The following is a 12,975-nucleotide window of genomic DNA, read 5'->3' on the forward strand; positions in this document are numbered from 1 at the left end:
GGTAACTACTACAGGTAGGTAGGAAAAGCATAGCTCCACTTCCGCCCTGGAAATGGAGCTCTTGAGAGCGCTAAAGCTTGAAAAATGAATCCATCTGATCCATTACATCATTACCCGAAATCGATTTATCATCCTTAGAGTTTGAGTCGGCTTTTTTCTCTGTTTCCACAGACTTCTGTTTTGGAGCCTGCTGGTTTGCAGCAGCCTGACCACCCTGCGGTGGAACCTGACCACCCTGTGGAGGAACCTGACCACCCTGTGGAGGAACCTGACGTCCCTGCGGAGGAACCTGACGCCCCTGCGGAGGAACCTGACGTCCCTGCGGTGGAACCTGACGCCCCTGCGGAGGAACCTGACGTCCCTGCGGTGGAACCTGACGCCCCTGCGGAGGAACCTGACGTCCCTGCGGTGGAACCTGACGCCCCTGCGGAGGAACCTGACGTCCCTGCGGTGGAACCTGACCACCCTGCGGAGGAACCTGACGTCCCTGCGGTGGAAACTGACCACCATGAGGTGGAGGAAACTGACCACCATGAGGTGGAGGAAACTGACCACCATGAGGTGGAGGAAACTGACCACCATGAGGTGGAGGAAACTGACCACCATGAGGTGGAGGAAACTGACCACCATGAGGTGGAGGAAACTGACCACCATGAGGCGGAGGAAACTGACCACCATGAGGTGGAGGAAACTGACCACCATGAGGCGGAGGGAACTGACCACCATGAGGCGGAGGGAACTGACCACCCTGCGGTTCTCTATTTTGAACAGGTTCGTCACCGGGCTCCGGGTCACGCTGAATTTCAAAGGATATTGTCTCATTGAAATCCTGAATAGTGTCATGTTGAACGCTGGCAGAGAGGTCTGGCTCAGCTTTCTCTTCCTGTACCTTTGCAGCTTCATCTTTGTTCTGAGCAGCAGCAGAAAGTTGAGCTGGATCCATATCTATTAGTGTTTCGAGGCAGAACTCATCCTCCTCGTCCTCCTCATCATCCTCTTGAACCGGCGCCGGAGTATTTTGTTCCTCAGTTTTCTCAGCAATTTTCTGTTTTAAATCGGAGAATGGATTACAGGTATACTCAACCTCTTCTGTTTCGGGAGAATTACCTGATGAAACGGTTTTTTCTGTTTCACTTTTTTCTGTGTCGTCTTGAGAATCATTTAATTGTGCTTCGAACTGCTCAAACTCCGAGTCACTTGAAAACTGCGGGCTATCGTAGGATTGGAACTGTTCAAATGATTCTTCTGGTTGCTGTTCTTGTGGTTGCTTATCTTCCACATCCTCAGCCTCAGACTTTGGCTCAATCTCAGCTGTGGTTGTTTCGGCTTCATCGGGATTTATATTTACCTCAAAATCGAACTCATCCTCATCATCCGCGATTGGCTGCTCTGGCGTTTCTGACTGACTGGAGTTGACACTGGTAAGAAATTCTGTCTCAGTCTTTATCTCATCACTTTCATCATCATCCAAATTAAAAGTATTTCTTGGGGATAGAGCTATCGACTCAGGCTCCCGCGTCTGTTTTTCTTCTGTTTGGGGAGCCTTATCTCCGGTGTAAAACAATCCGGTTTCCATCATTTCCGGTTCATTGCCCGAAAGTGCTGTTTTTTCAACAGGAATCTCGATTTCACTTTTCTCCTGATCCATTGCTTTGGGCTCGGGATCGATCTGATCGGCTGCATCCTGTTGGGCAGTAGCGGAATTAATATCCTGGAAAGTTTCCTGTGATAGCTCAACAGCAGCTTCGCTGGCAGCAGATGATTTTACAGCAGGCGCAGCAGTTATATCCTGACCACACAAAAGCCCTTCCATATCATTTATAACGGATTCTGCATACTTCACCAAAAAGACGTCCAGCTGATACATATTTGTTTTTACCATGCTGTTTGCCTGGGTGAGCTTTTTCTTCAGCTCCTCTTTGAAGAGATTAAAGTCGATGCTCGCGCACCTGTAATCTCTGGCAAGAGCTTCAGCATCTGCGAGTGTCTCCCCGATCTCAGACGCGATTTCATTTTTCTGTTTGGAAATTTTGGTCCTTTTTTTTCCACGGATCACACACCCCAGAGTCCAAAACACAGAGGCTCCTGCTGCTCCCGATAGAATTCCGACAAACAGTTGAATCATCTCCTGGCTCATTATGGCTAATCCTCCCTTAGTTTCTAAACCAAAATTTTTGGACCTAATTAAATATAGTATAGATCTTTAGAACTTGCAGAGTCAAATTGTACGCGCGTTTTTCAGACATTACCCCTAAAAGAAGCGTGGTCATAAATCGTTTTATACTTCTCTACCGCACTGTCCCAGGAAAAATGTTTCAGCGAGCGAATTCCATTGGAGATCATTTTTCCATAAGCGACCTGATCGGCAAAGATTTTTACGGCTTCATCGATTGCACCACCTGCGGCCTGGACCATTGAGCGGTATTTTTTGTTTTCAACCCTTCTGCCCGGAGGCAGCTCAAGGCATTCTCTCCATTCGCCAGACCACTTCCGGGCCTCATACTCCTCTCTGTAGAGTAAGCCTGTAGCCTCCCCCAAAGCCCCTTCAATGTAAGAGGCACTGTTATAGTAATCAGGGACTTTAACTCTGTTAGCCGGCCTGACCTGGACCCATAACCCACCGGTACCTCTTGCCAAAACAGGGGTCCCGTGCATAAAGCCCTCATTTGCAGCGCCAAAGGGCTCGTAAAAGGAGGGCATAACAAGGAACGAGGCGCCAAGCAAAACTTTTTTATATTGTTCTGAAGGGATTCTAAATGGCCATATTTCTATATCACCCCGGCAGCTTTTTTCGATTGCTTTAAAAAAGTCAAGTTTTTCAGGACTTGCACTGCTTGGGCAAAAGAGTAGTTTGATACTTCCCTTAGGTCTCTTTTTAAGCGCATGGAAGATAACATCAAAGCCCTTTTGCATCAGATCCAGACGTCCGGACATAAAAAGAAGCGGTGTTTTGAAAGAGTTCTGCAGCTTCAACTTCCCTATTACCTCTTTTCCTCTTTCTTTGGAAATAATCTGGTGTAGCTCTTCCCTAAAGCGATTCTTCTTTTCCAATAATCGTCCGGTATCTCCTAAAGCAGCCCGTTTTATAACATTATAATGGTAAGGCGGACGGGGTTTTCCAAAGAAGCCATTCTCAACACCTATGGGCGGATTAGCCGAGAAGAGGTGCTGAAGGTGAGTGGTAAAAATCGAGCTCTGAAGCGGATCATGACGCAATTCATAATCGAAGGGGCCGCTTACTGTGGTTAAGGGACCATTAAGCAACGGTATAGTGGACTGAAGTATCGTCTGTGCCGGGAAACTCTTGCCAAAAAAGTGTACCTTTTCACTGTTTGAAATACCATGGTCAAAGGAGTTATGAAGCGTAAGAACGGTTCGCGCGCTACTAACCAGGTTACTTAGTACAGCCATTTTTGATGTAATCGCAACAGGCGCTGTTTCCCAATCATTGGCGTGCAGTACTAAGTTTTTTGTGATGCCCAGTCTGTTTAAAACAAAAGGAACCGCAGCCGAAAAGGCCAGGGAATCAAGCAGCAGATCCTTTTCGTTAGGGTAAGCATACGGGTCGTCTTCCGCGGTGAAAAACCTTCTTACTCCAATATAATAGGATGGGATTTCGGCCATGACATCCCGGTACAGATCCACTGTCGCGCTAAAGCTACAAAGATTGATTCGTTCATTGGTGAAAACCGGCTTGAGGCAGTTTTCTTCCAGCGCAGTCCTGATCTTTTTATGATTGCTGTGCAGTGGGGTTAACAGAAGTGTTCGTTCGTTGTTTTTGTGCAGTTGCAAAGGAAGCAGCCGTGCAATGGCAGCCAGTCCACCCAATGAAGCGAACCTGTTTTCAAAGGAGAGAAAGACTACGGTTCTGCGGGCAGGATCAAACGTCCGTTCGCTTCGAAACAGGGTATCTATTTCAAATTCCGAGAAAAAATCATGGAAAGGTTTGCGAAACATAGCCCATGACTCAACCCGTGTAGTAAAAAGATAATCGAATTGAAAATTATTCATAGCTACTGTCTCCGGAGATCACTGGAACAGCCGATTCAGACTTTTGCCCGGGGATAACGTTTTCTCTCTTTGTACCCAGAAACATCCAGATAAGTCCAATGATTGCCGGTAATAAAATGTTTATGATTAGGATTAAAAGCGATGCTGCCATCGCGATACCCGATATCTGACCCTTTGACGCGTCCACGCTAAACAAATTTAAAAACAGAAAAAATGAATACTCCCGTATACCTGCATTGGCAACGAATATTGGTAATAATAACATAAACGCATAGCTTTGAGCAGCAATAAAAAGCAGTATTGCGAAATCAAGCTCAATAAACATAGAGATAACTGCTGTAGTCTGTAGCAAAAGGATGCAATGGGAAAAAACCGAGAAGACGATCATGAGAGGTGTCGCTACGGTGATAAATGAAGGCAAAATGGTCCTGGCGATAGTTTTTAGATATTTTTTATCCCCTGAAAAGGCGCCAATGGATTCTGAGATACCCTTGCTAAATACCAGTAAAAGTAAAGAAAGAGTAAAAAAGATGACTGCGGGGGTTAAAAATGACCTAAGGGGCTTAACATCGGTACTAAAAAACTGAAGCGCCGCGGCTATTATGCCTGCAAAAAGTATCACCACTCCGGAATAAAACCGATCCAGTAGTGCCGCCAGCACTGTACGCGATTTCTTTGAGGGAGCCAGTTCAAATGCCCTGAAAAGCTCCCCCGATTTACCCGGAGTAAGGAATCCAAGAAAACAACCCCACAGAAAAGTTTTGGCAGCTCCTGACAATTTGGTATCGATCTTTAGGGACAGAAGCACCGAATGCCACCTGAGTATCTGAAAAAACAGCCCCGTCACCCCAAGAACAAAAGCAGCGAAAAGATGCGGCAATGTTACCCTACCAAGCAGATCATTAATCTCACTCAGCGTAACGGTTCTATTTACAATAGCTACAAAAATGAGGGTTACAAGAATCCTGAAGGACCATTTAATATACCCCACTCTGCACCACCGATATATCCGGCTCACTACATCCTTGCCAACTATCAATTCTTTCTCCTTAAAGCATATTCACCGGATCAACATCAATTATACATCGAGTACTGCCAGAAATGGTTTTCTGATTTTCTCTGATGAGATTTAAAGCAGAAGAGAGCTTAGCTACCGAAGAGGACTTTAGGAGCAGCGAGTATCTAAAGATTGTATCAATTTTCGACAGAACAGCCGGAGAAGGCCCCAGAAGCAGTACCTCCGGTATTTCCGCTCGTTGCAAAGTATCTGCGGCTGTTGTGATACAATCTATTACATTCTTCTCACACTTACCCTCCATAACCACTCTGGCAAGTTTACCAAAGGGAGGATAAAGAAGCGTTCTGCGGGTCTCGATCTCACCTTCAAAAAAGGTCTGATAATCGTGAGTACGCGCTGTTTTTACCGCTGTTTCATCGGGAAAATACGTTTGAATAACTACTTCACCCGGTGTCTCGCTCCTGCCGGCTCTCCCTGCCACCTGTGTTAAGAGTTGAAAGGTTCGCTCTGAAGCCCTGAAATCGGGAAAGTGCAGTCCTGTGTCGGCCTGAAGAACACCCACAAGTGTTACATTGGGGAAATTAAGTCCCTTTGCGACCATCTGTGTACCAAGCAAAATATCGGCTTCACCCTTTGCGAATGTTTCCAGAATCGAAATATGCGCGCCTTTTTTTCGGGTTGTGTCCTGATCCATACGAATAATTCTGGCCTCCGGGAACTTTTCCTTAAGCGCTTCTTCCGCTTTTTGTATCCCTGTACCCTTATATTTCATGTTTTCACCACCACATTTGGGACAGGTATCAGGCGCACCGGCATAATAACCACACAAGTGACATTTGATAGCGGTTTCGGCTCGGTGATACCTTAAATTAACAGAACAGTTGGGACAGGAATAGGTGTAGCTGCATTGTTTACACATCAAAACAGCCGAAAATCCTCTTCGGTTTAAAAGCAGTATAGTTTGATACCCTTTGGAGATGGTTGTTTGGACCTGCTCAAGCAGGTGACGGGAAAAGGGGGTCCAGTTATTAGCCTTATGCTCTTCACCCATATCGATTATTTCCACCTTAGGGAGCCGTGAGGCGCCAAAGCGGGAGGAGAGACGAATCAGGTTATATTTGCCATTGCCCGCATTATGAAAGCTCTCTGTACTGGGAGTGGCACTTCCAAGCACAACCACACATTTTTGAATATGCCCTCTCATCACAGCGACATCCCGTGCGTTATAGCGCGGTTCCATATCACTTTGCTTGTAGCTGCCATCATGCTCTTCATCAACAATTATTAAACCCACATTGTCTACAGGAGCCAATATAGCACTGCGCACGCCTAACAGAACACGCTTACGTCCGGATATCACCTCCTGAAGACTATCCCGGCGCTCACCATCAGACATATGACTGTGAATAACAGTGATCGCCTCACCTATCGCGGAACGAAAGCGCTGAATGGTCTGGGGGGTAAGAGAGATCTCGGGAACAAGGATAATCACCCCCTTGCCCATGGATAATGCTGACTTGGTAAGTTCTGTGTAAACGTGGGTTTTTCCGCTTCCGGTGATACCGTAAAGCAGAAACGGTTTACCTGGATTCTTTAAGGTAGCGCCTATCTGCTCAACAGCAGCCTGCTGCTCAGCTGTTAATTGAATCTGCTCTGAACTCGTCTCCATCGACAACTCATCGGCATGACGTAAAACAGAAGCGAGTTCCTGCTTAAGATACCCTTTGTTCTGTAGCGTCTTCACCACCGAGTAGGACGCGCCCGTTAATTGGGTTATCTCTTTTACGGTTAAAGGTTGTTTGCTCTGACGCATTCTCTGAAGAATTTCCCGGTGACGCTCCTTTAAGTCATCTTCGGCCTTTTGAGTTACACTGTAAACATTGAGCGTCTTTTCACGGGTTTTCATAATTGATTTGCTTAAAAACGGTCTGAAAACCCTGCCAACATCACACTGATAATAGGAAGCCATCCACTGATAGAGCTTTAAAAGGGATTGATTTGAGTCGGTCCACCTGCCCGATTTAATCTCAAGCACCGGTTTTAAGTTGGGGTAGTGGGATTTTTCGCGTAACTGAACAGCCACCCCCCAGGTACGCTTTCTTCTGACCTCAACAAGCACAGGTGTGCCATAAGAGATACGATCAGACAGCTCTTCGGGGATGCTATAGTCATAGATCCCGGGGATAGCTACTGGAAAAGCAACCCCCACTACACTATATCTCCTTGAAATTACAGATTTTGCTTGATCTTCTCTATTATTCATGATATAAAAATTATATGCTCAATTCAAAGTAGTTCATAGCGAACAAACTTATAAATTACTTTCTGAGCAGCTTAAATGTTATAACCCCAGCCTATGAATTACCACTTTATTCTTTATCTGGGGTTAGTGGAGGAAACCAGAGGGCGGTTTAAAATGGTACGTATTCCAATAAACGAAGTTAAAGCTGGGATGATTTTAGCAGATGATGTCAGTGATCACAGTGGTAACCTGCTGATGAATCGTTCGCATGTACTAACAGAAAAATCCCTTGAGCACCTGAGAAAACACAATGTAGAGGAAGTCTATATTGAAGATCAGGCCAAAAGCACTGCCCCGGCTTCGGTTAGAACACCACCGATACGAGTCGAGATAGCCAAAGATTCTATGAAAGCATCGATTACCATAGACCCACCTCAAACAAAAGCTTCATTAAAGACAGAAGATCTGCAAAAAGCCCTTTCAGAAGCAGGCGTGGTTTTTGGTGTAGACCAAAAGGCTTTAAATGATGCGGTAGCCAGATGGCGTAAAAAGGGGGAATCTGTCTACATTGAAACCGCTGCGCAGGGAAGAGAAGCAGTCGCTAATTTAGAAGGGAGCTTTGAACCTGTAATAAACTGTATAAAAGACCACAGCATGTTAGAAACGATAAAAAAGGCAGAACACTTTTGGCAACTACCCAAAGACGCGCAAATCTTTGATCGGGTTGATCCCGGGTATATGATCGCACGTCGCGGTGATCCGGTTCATTCTGAACCGGGGAAAAATGTACTGGGCGATTTGGTTTTCAGTGAACAGGTTATAGAACAAAAAGTAGATCTTGGTGATGGTGCAGCATTTAAAGACGATTCGGTTATTATTGCAGAAAAGAGTGGTTTTGCTTACCACTTAAACGAAACTATCGGAGTGGTTCCAATTTGCTTTGATGGTGGCGCTGACCTCGAAATCAGCAACGATTGCATGAGTGCAAAGCTTATCGTACACAAGCCCGGTGAAAGAGGTAAAGCACCCACCAGAGAAGATATCTTTGCCTTACTCAAAGAGCATCAAGTTAACAATGGTATCCTTGAAAAGGAAATCGACACTATTTGTAGCCAGATAAAAAGTGGAGCATATCCCGAAGACGGAGTGGAAATAGCCAAAGGTATACCACCGCAAAACGGAGAAAATGGTTCACTTGAATTTCTGTTTAATACAGAAACTTCTCTCCAACCCAAAGTTGGGGAAGATGGTATTGCGGATTATAAAAACATAGACATAATAAACCCCGTAGGGGCTAACAAGAAATTAGTAAGGCTCATTGCTCCACAAAAAGGTAAAGAGGGCAGGGATATAAAAGGCAATGTAATCCCTGCCACCGATGGCAAAGCGGCGACTCTCCCTGTTGGTGCAAATACGGAGGTTAAAGAGGATGAGCCCGATTTTCTTATATCTACTCTGGATGGAATCGTAAAATACAATGGCATATCGGTTGAGGTTCAGGAGGGGTATGTGGTTGAAGGAGACGTGGATTTTTCAACCGGAAATATTAAATATGATAAATCAGTTACCGTAAATGGTGATGTGAAGTCCGGATTTTCCATAGACTGTGGCGGCGATCTTCAGGTGGGCGGTACAGCTGAAGACTGCAATATTCATGCTGGTGGAACAGTTCTCTGTAAACACGGTTTCCTTGGGCAGGGCAAGGGAGTTATAGAAGCAAAAGGTGATATAAACCTGGGTTTCATGAAAAATCAGTTGATACGTACAAGAGGCAATGTAAATATTGCAAAAGAAGCTATCAATTGTTTTATTCTGTCGAGAAAATCGATACATGTTCACGGAAATTCACTTTCGGTTGCAGGTGGGGACCTGATAGCCAGAGTTTCGATTATTGTTAACGTTGTGGGTAACGCAAGCGGCATCCGTACCAACCTGGAAGTAGGGGTTGACTATACACACCACGAACAGTTAGAGCAGCTCGATAGTCAGCTCAAAGATATAAACTCCAATCTTAAGAAATGTATAGAGAAAGAAAAGTATTTGGAAAAGATGCTCAAAATAAAACGTCGGCTTCCCAAAGAAAGTATTGAGCTCCTACAAAAGCTCAAAGAAAACATCGCCAAATACAACAAGCAGGTTAAGATCCTTGAGGATCGAAAACACATAACATCCGAAAAGCTCTTTGATACAGAAAATGCTTTTATCAGAATACTTCGTAGCGCTATGCCTGGTACAATGTTCAAGATAAAAGATCGCCATTTACTGGTTAAAGATACCATGACCGGCCCCAAAACCATACGTTTGATAAATGGAGTGATAAAAGCTATTTAACGTTTGCGGAATTTTTTGACAAACACCCTGTTGCCAGCACGATTGAACTGTACTTCATCCATATATTTTTTTATCAAAAAGATTCCCCTGCCATGATTCCGGGCAAGGTTTTCGGGTTTTAATGGATTGGGTAAATCACGGTAATCAAACCCCTTGCCTTCATCAGAGACGCTTAATCTAAGGCTGTACCTGTCTACTTTGTAGAGCATATACACTTTTTTGGATAAATCATTTCTGTTACCGTGTTTAATCGCGTTATTAAGTAGTTCGTAGATACAAACTTTCGTCCTTTTAATCACACTGTCGGCAAAATCCGCCTCATCCATTTTTCTTAAAACAACCGACGCGACCTCTTGTATCTGCCCGTAACTATGAATAATAACCATATCAGGTTCATCAGCGGGAATAAATCCTGAATCAAGAACCTGTGCTTCAGGCTCACATAGTTCTATGGCTGCGATGGCAATATCATCCTTGCGGGCGGAACTGTCTTTAAACCGGTTAAAATCACTAAGAATACATTCTACTATACTGCGGACATCCAGTTTAGCAGAATGTTGAACGATCTTTTCAAGCTGTGAAGAGTAGGGTCTGCCTGTGGTGTCGATAGTTTCACTCAAACCATCAGTGTAAAGCAAAAGCTTATCACCTTTATCTAATCTAATGATTTTTTCGCGGTAAGAAACCTCGTTTTTGATTGCGGAGTGCCCGATAAGAGTTCCTTCTGTATTTAGGGAAAAAAGCTGAGCACTCTCTTTTCGATAAAGGTAAGGTGCAACATGCCCTGCGTTGGAGAAGATAAATTTTCCACTCACTCTGTCATACAAAGAGAGGAACGCAGTTAAAAAATAACCATCATTTATATACTTGCCGAGCTCTTCGTTAACGTAATAAAACACTTCAGAAGGACTGTACCCGGCTTTAAGGGCATGAATAAAGAGTATTTTTGCCATTCCACCGATCATGGCAGCAGTTCTGCCCGATCCTCTAACGTCGTACATTAATAGTGCGGTTTTCTGGTAAGGTGTTACCAGGAAATCGTAATAGTCTCCCCCCACCTCTGAATGTGGTATGGAAAGGGCAAAAACTTTTAACCCAGGAGGGTCAGGCAAAGAAGACGGGGTAAGTGCAGAGTGTATAGATTTAACAAGGTTCTTTTCCTCTTCCAGTATCTCATCCTGAGTTTTGAGGTTCTCCTTTATAACCTTCAACTCCGTATTTATAGAACGATTTTCTTTTTTTAGGTTCTCGTTCTCTTTTTTAATTTGCGCACAGGTCCTCTTAAAATACCGACAGTATCGCAGCAGGCGCTTAAGACGAGATCGAAGCAGCGTATTTGAGCTAACCGGCTCTCTGTCCATAAAGGTTACCGGAAAAGATTAAAAGGTAATATACCCTTTTTTTTCAAACGCTCTTTATCCATTTTTGCTGCCTTCTTCAGAGTTTTCTTTTCTGAAGGAGAGAGTGAATCCATCCCTTCACGTGCAATTTTTTCGAGTATGGGATCAACCTGCTCCTCAAAATACCTCTTTCGATTTACCTGCCCCTGCACATTTGCTGTTCGCTTTCGCTGATTCCAGGAATTGATTACTCTGATATACCAACCATAAAGGTGGGAATATGATTTAAGATACCCGTATCCAACTGCAATGCCACCAAGATGTGAAAGATGAGAGATGCCACCTCCGGCAGGCCCTATTGAGCCAAAAAGGGAATAGACGGCAAACCCTATCACGAAATACTTTATTTTTATCGGAATAATAAAAAAGAGCAAAATCTGACGGTCAGGCCAGTAATATGCGCAGGCTGTTAACACTCCAAGCACCGCACCAGAAGCACCAATAACATGTATAGACCTTCCTGCCGGATCAAGAAGACTAAAGAGAGAGAAAAAGGCTGCCCCTATTCCACAAATAAAATAAAAGGTTAGAAATCTGCGTGGCCCCCAGTGACTCTCCAGATCCATTCCAAACATATAAAGCACAAGCATATTAAAGAGGATATGAAAAATACTGGTGGTAGAGTGAAGGAACATGTACGTGACAGTTCGCCAAAGCTGTCCCTGAAGAAAGGTCTCGTATGGAACCAATGATCCAAAATCAAATACAAATGTACCTATACCCGGGAGTAACTGAAGAAGATAAACGGCAACGTTTGCAATAAGTAGTGCACGCAATGCTCTTCCGGTGGTCGAATACCCATGATATCTCATACAAGCTCCAGCCTGTTTAAATAAAGTGTTATGGTAGAAAAAAAATACTTACAGTAATCAAAAAGAGCGTTTAAAGCTATCTGTTCTTTTTTAGTTTTTTTATAAGCTGCTCTTTCACAAATTCCGGCACAAAGGTACAAACCTGACTTCCAGCCCCATGCTGTGCAATTTGTTTTACCAGAGTTGAATTGAGATAAATATACTCAGAACTGGGCATAAGAAAGACGGTTTCGGCACTATCCAGAAGATTTCTGTTGGTAAAAGCCATCTGAAACTCATAATCAAAATCGGATATAGCCCGCAAACCTCTGATAATTGCAGTAGCGTTATACTCACGAACACAATCGACAATGAGTCCCGAATAGCTTATAACTTCAATGTGGGGAACATGTGCAAGAGCCTCACTTACCATATCCACCCGTTCCTCAACTGTAAAAAGAGGATTTTTGCCCGGATTAGATGCAACCACCGCAATCACTTTTTTAAATATTTTTGATGCTCTGACTGCAATATCTATATGGCCATAGGTAACGGGATCAAAAGTTCCGGGATAAATTGCTGTAGGCATAAAGCAAAAACAATTCCTTTATTTGAAAACAATTAAACGTTTAAATCTTATAGAACTCTATTACAGAACTACTGTAAATCCTGCTGTCCCACAGATTTTCCTTACTTTGCGGTGCAGGGGCAGTTTTTTCGCCTTTTAAACGGCGCCTTTCATAAACAAGTATTCCAGACTCCAGCAGATGCTCAAACATTCGAGGTACGAGTGTAGCAAGAATTTCGTTATCATAGGGCGGATCGTAAAAGATGATACTGTAGCGTCTTGATGTGGAGAAAAGTTTCTGAATATCTTCACGATATACTCTTACTCTATCCTCCACTCCCAATTGTACTCCATTTTTATAAATCTGATCTGCGACTTTTTTATCTTTCTCGTAAAAATCTACCCTTGAAGCACCTCTACTGAGCATTTCAAACCCCATAGCACCACTTCCAGCACACATATCAGCAACAATTGCACCGGTTATTTTTTTCTTTAGTATTTCGCTAACCGATTCTCTCGTTCGCTCAAGAGTGGGCCTGAACCGTTCATCTTTAAGCGTCACATTGAGCATACGCCCCTTGAGCTCACCGGAAATTATTCTTAGACGCATTTAT

General features: G+C 44.0%; 9 protein-coding genes. 1 reads left to right on the forward strand and 8 read right to left on the reverse strand.

The annotated features are described in order from the left end of the window. Positions 1 to 70: 70 nt before the first annotated feature. The 4 genes from QA601_01875 to priA form a co-directional block, all read right to left on the reverse strand. Positions 71 to 2,137, reverse strand: a complete 2,067-nt coding sequence (locus QA601_01875) for a hypothetical protein (GenBank protein MDG5813810.1) — start codon at positions 2,135 to 2,137, stop codon at positions 71 to 73. 101 nt (positions 2,138 to 2,238) lie between these two features. Further along, complete coding sequence (locus tag QA601_01880; protein MDG5813811.1) at positions 2,239 to 4,011, reverse strand: glycogen/starch synthase; 1,773 nt, start codon at positions 4,009 to 4,011, stop codon at positions 2,239 to 2,241. Beyond that, positions 4,004 to 5,050, reverse strand: a complete 1,047-nt coding sequence (locus QA601_01885) for a lysylphosphatidylglycerol synthase domain-containing protein (protein ID MDG5813812.1) — start codon at positions 5,048 to 5,050, stop codon at positions 4,004 to 4,006. Before QA601_01885 ends, QA601_01880 begins: the two co-directional genes overlap by 8 nt. A 10-nt stretch (positions 5,051 to 5,060) precedes the next feature. Then, on the reverse strand, positions 5,061 to 7,238 hold the full coding sequence (gene priA, locus QA601_01890) for a primosomal protein N' (protein ID MDG5813813.1): 2,178 nt from the start codon (positions 7,236 to 7,238) through the stop codon (positions 5,061 to 5,063). Between the two features lie 207 nt (positions 7,239 to 7,445). Here priA and QA601_01895 point away from each other — a divergent pair, with 207 nt between their 5' ends. Beyond that, positions 7,446 to 9,602 (forward strand): FapA family protein, encoded by a 2,157-nt coding sequence (locus QA601_01895; protein MDG5813814.1) that lies wholly within the window; start codon positions 7,446 to 7,448, stop codon positions 9,600 to 9,602. On the opposite strand, the gene QA601_01900 is transcribed toward QA601_01895, so the two are convergent. From QA601_01900 to QA601_01915, 4 genes are all read right to left on the reverse strand, one after another. After that, the gene (locus QA601_01900; protein ID MDG5813815.1) at positions 9,599 to 10,963 is read right to left on the reverse strand and encodes a SpoIIE family protein phosphatase; all 1,365 of its coding nucleotides are present in this window, start codon (positions 10,961 to 10,963) and stop codon (positions 9,599 to 9,601) included. The genes QA601_01895 and QA601_01900 overlap by 4 nt on opposite strands. A 5-nt stretch (positions 10,964 to 10,968) precedes the next feature. Then, positions 10,969 to 11,814: a rhomboid family intramembrane serine protease gene (locus tag QA601_01905; GenBank protein MDG5813816.1), complete on the reverse strand. Its 846-nt coding sequence runs from the start codon at positions 11,812 to 11,814 to the stop codon at positions 10,969 to 10,971. Between the two features lie 76 nt (positions 11,815 to 11,890). Further along, the gene (gene coaD / locus QA601_01910) at positions 11,891 to 12,382 is read right to left on the reverse strand and encodes a pantetheine-phosphate adenylyltransferase (GenBank protein MDG5813817.1); all 492 of its coding nucleotides are present in this window, start codon (positions 12,380 to 12,382) and stop codon (positions 11,891 to 11,893) included. A 40-nt stretch (positions 12,383 to 12,422) separates the two neighbouring features. Further along, positions 12,423 to 12,971 (reverse strand): RsmD family RNA methyltransferase, encoded by a 549-nt coding sequence (locus tag QA601_01915; protein MDG5813818.1) that lies wholly within the window; start codon positions 12,969 to 12,971, stop codon positions 12,423 to 12,425. Positions 12,972 to 12,975: the final 4 nt, after the last annotated feature.

This window comes from Chitinispirillales bacterium ANBcel5, from assembly GCA_029688955.1.
Taxonomy (GTDB): Bacteria; Fibrobacterota; Chitinivibrionia; order Chitinivibrionales; family Chitinispirillaceae; genus Cellulosispirillum; species Cellulosispirillum alkaliphilum.

Excerpts from the sequence above, each read along its gene's own strand:
- QA601_01875 (MDG5813810.1), bottom strand. The coding sequence starts at position 2,137 with ATGAGCCAGGAGATGATTCAACTGTTTGTCGGAATTCTATCGGGAGCA.
- QA601_01915 (MDG5813818.1), bottom strand. The coding sequence starts at position 12,971 with ATGCGTCTAAGAATAATTTCCGGTGAGCTCAAGGGGCGTATGCTCAAT.
- QA601_01880 (MDG5813811.1), bottom strand. The coding sequence starts at position 4,011 with ATGAATAATTTTCAATTCGATTATCTTTTTACTACACGGGTTGAGTCA.
- QA601_01900 (MDG5813815.1), bottom strand. The coding sequence starts at position 10,963 with ATGGACAGAGAGCCGGTTAGCTCAAATACGCTGCTTCGATCTCGTCTT.
- QA601_01905 (MDG5813816.1), bottom strand. The coding sequence starts at position 11,814 with ATGAGATATCATGGGTATTCGACCACCGGAAGAGCATTGCGTGCACTA.
- coaD (MDG5813817.1), bottom strand. The coding sequence starts at position 12,382 with ATGCCTACAGCAATTTATCCCGGAACTTTTGATCCCGTTACCTATGGC.
- QA601_01895 (MDG5813814.1), top strand. The coding sequence starts at position 7,446 with ATGGTACGTATTCCAATAAACGAAGTTAAAGCTGGGATGATTTTAGCA.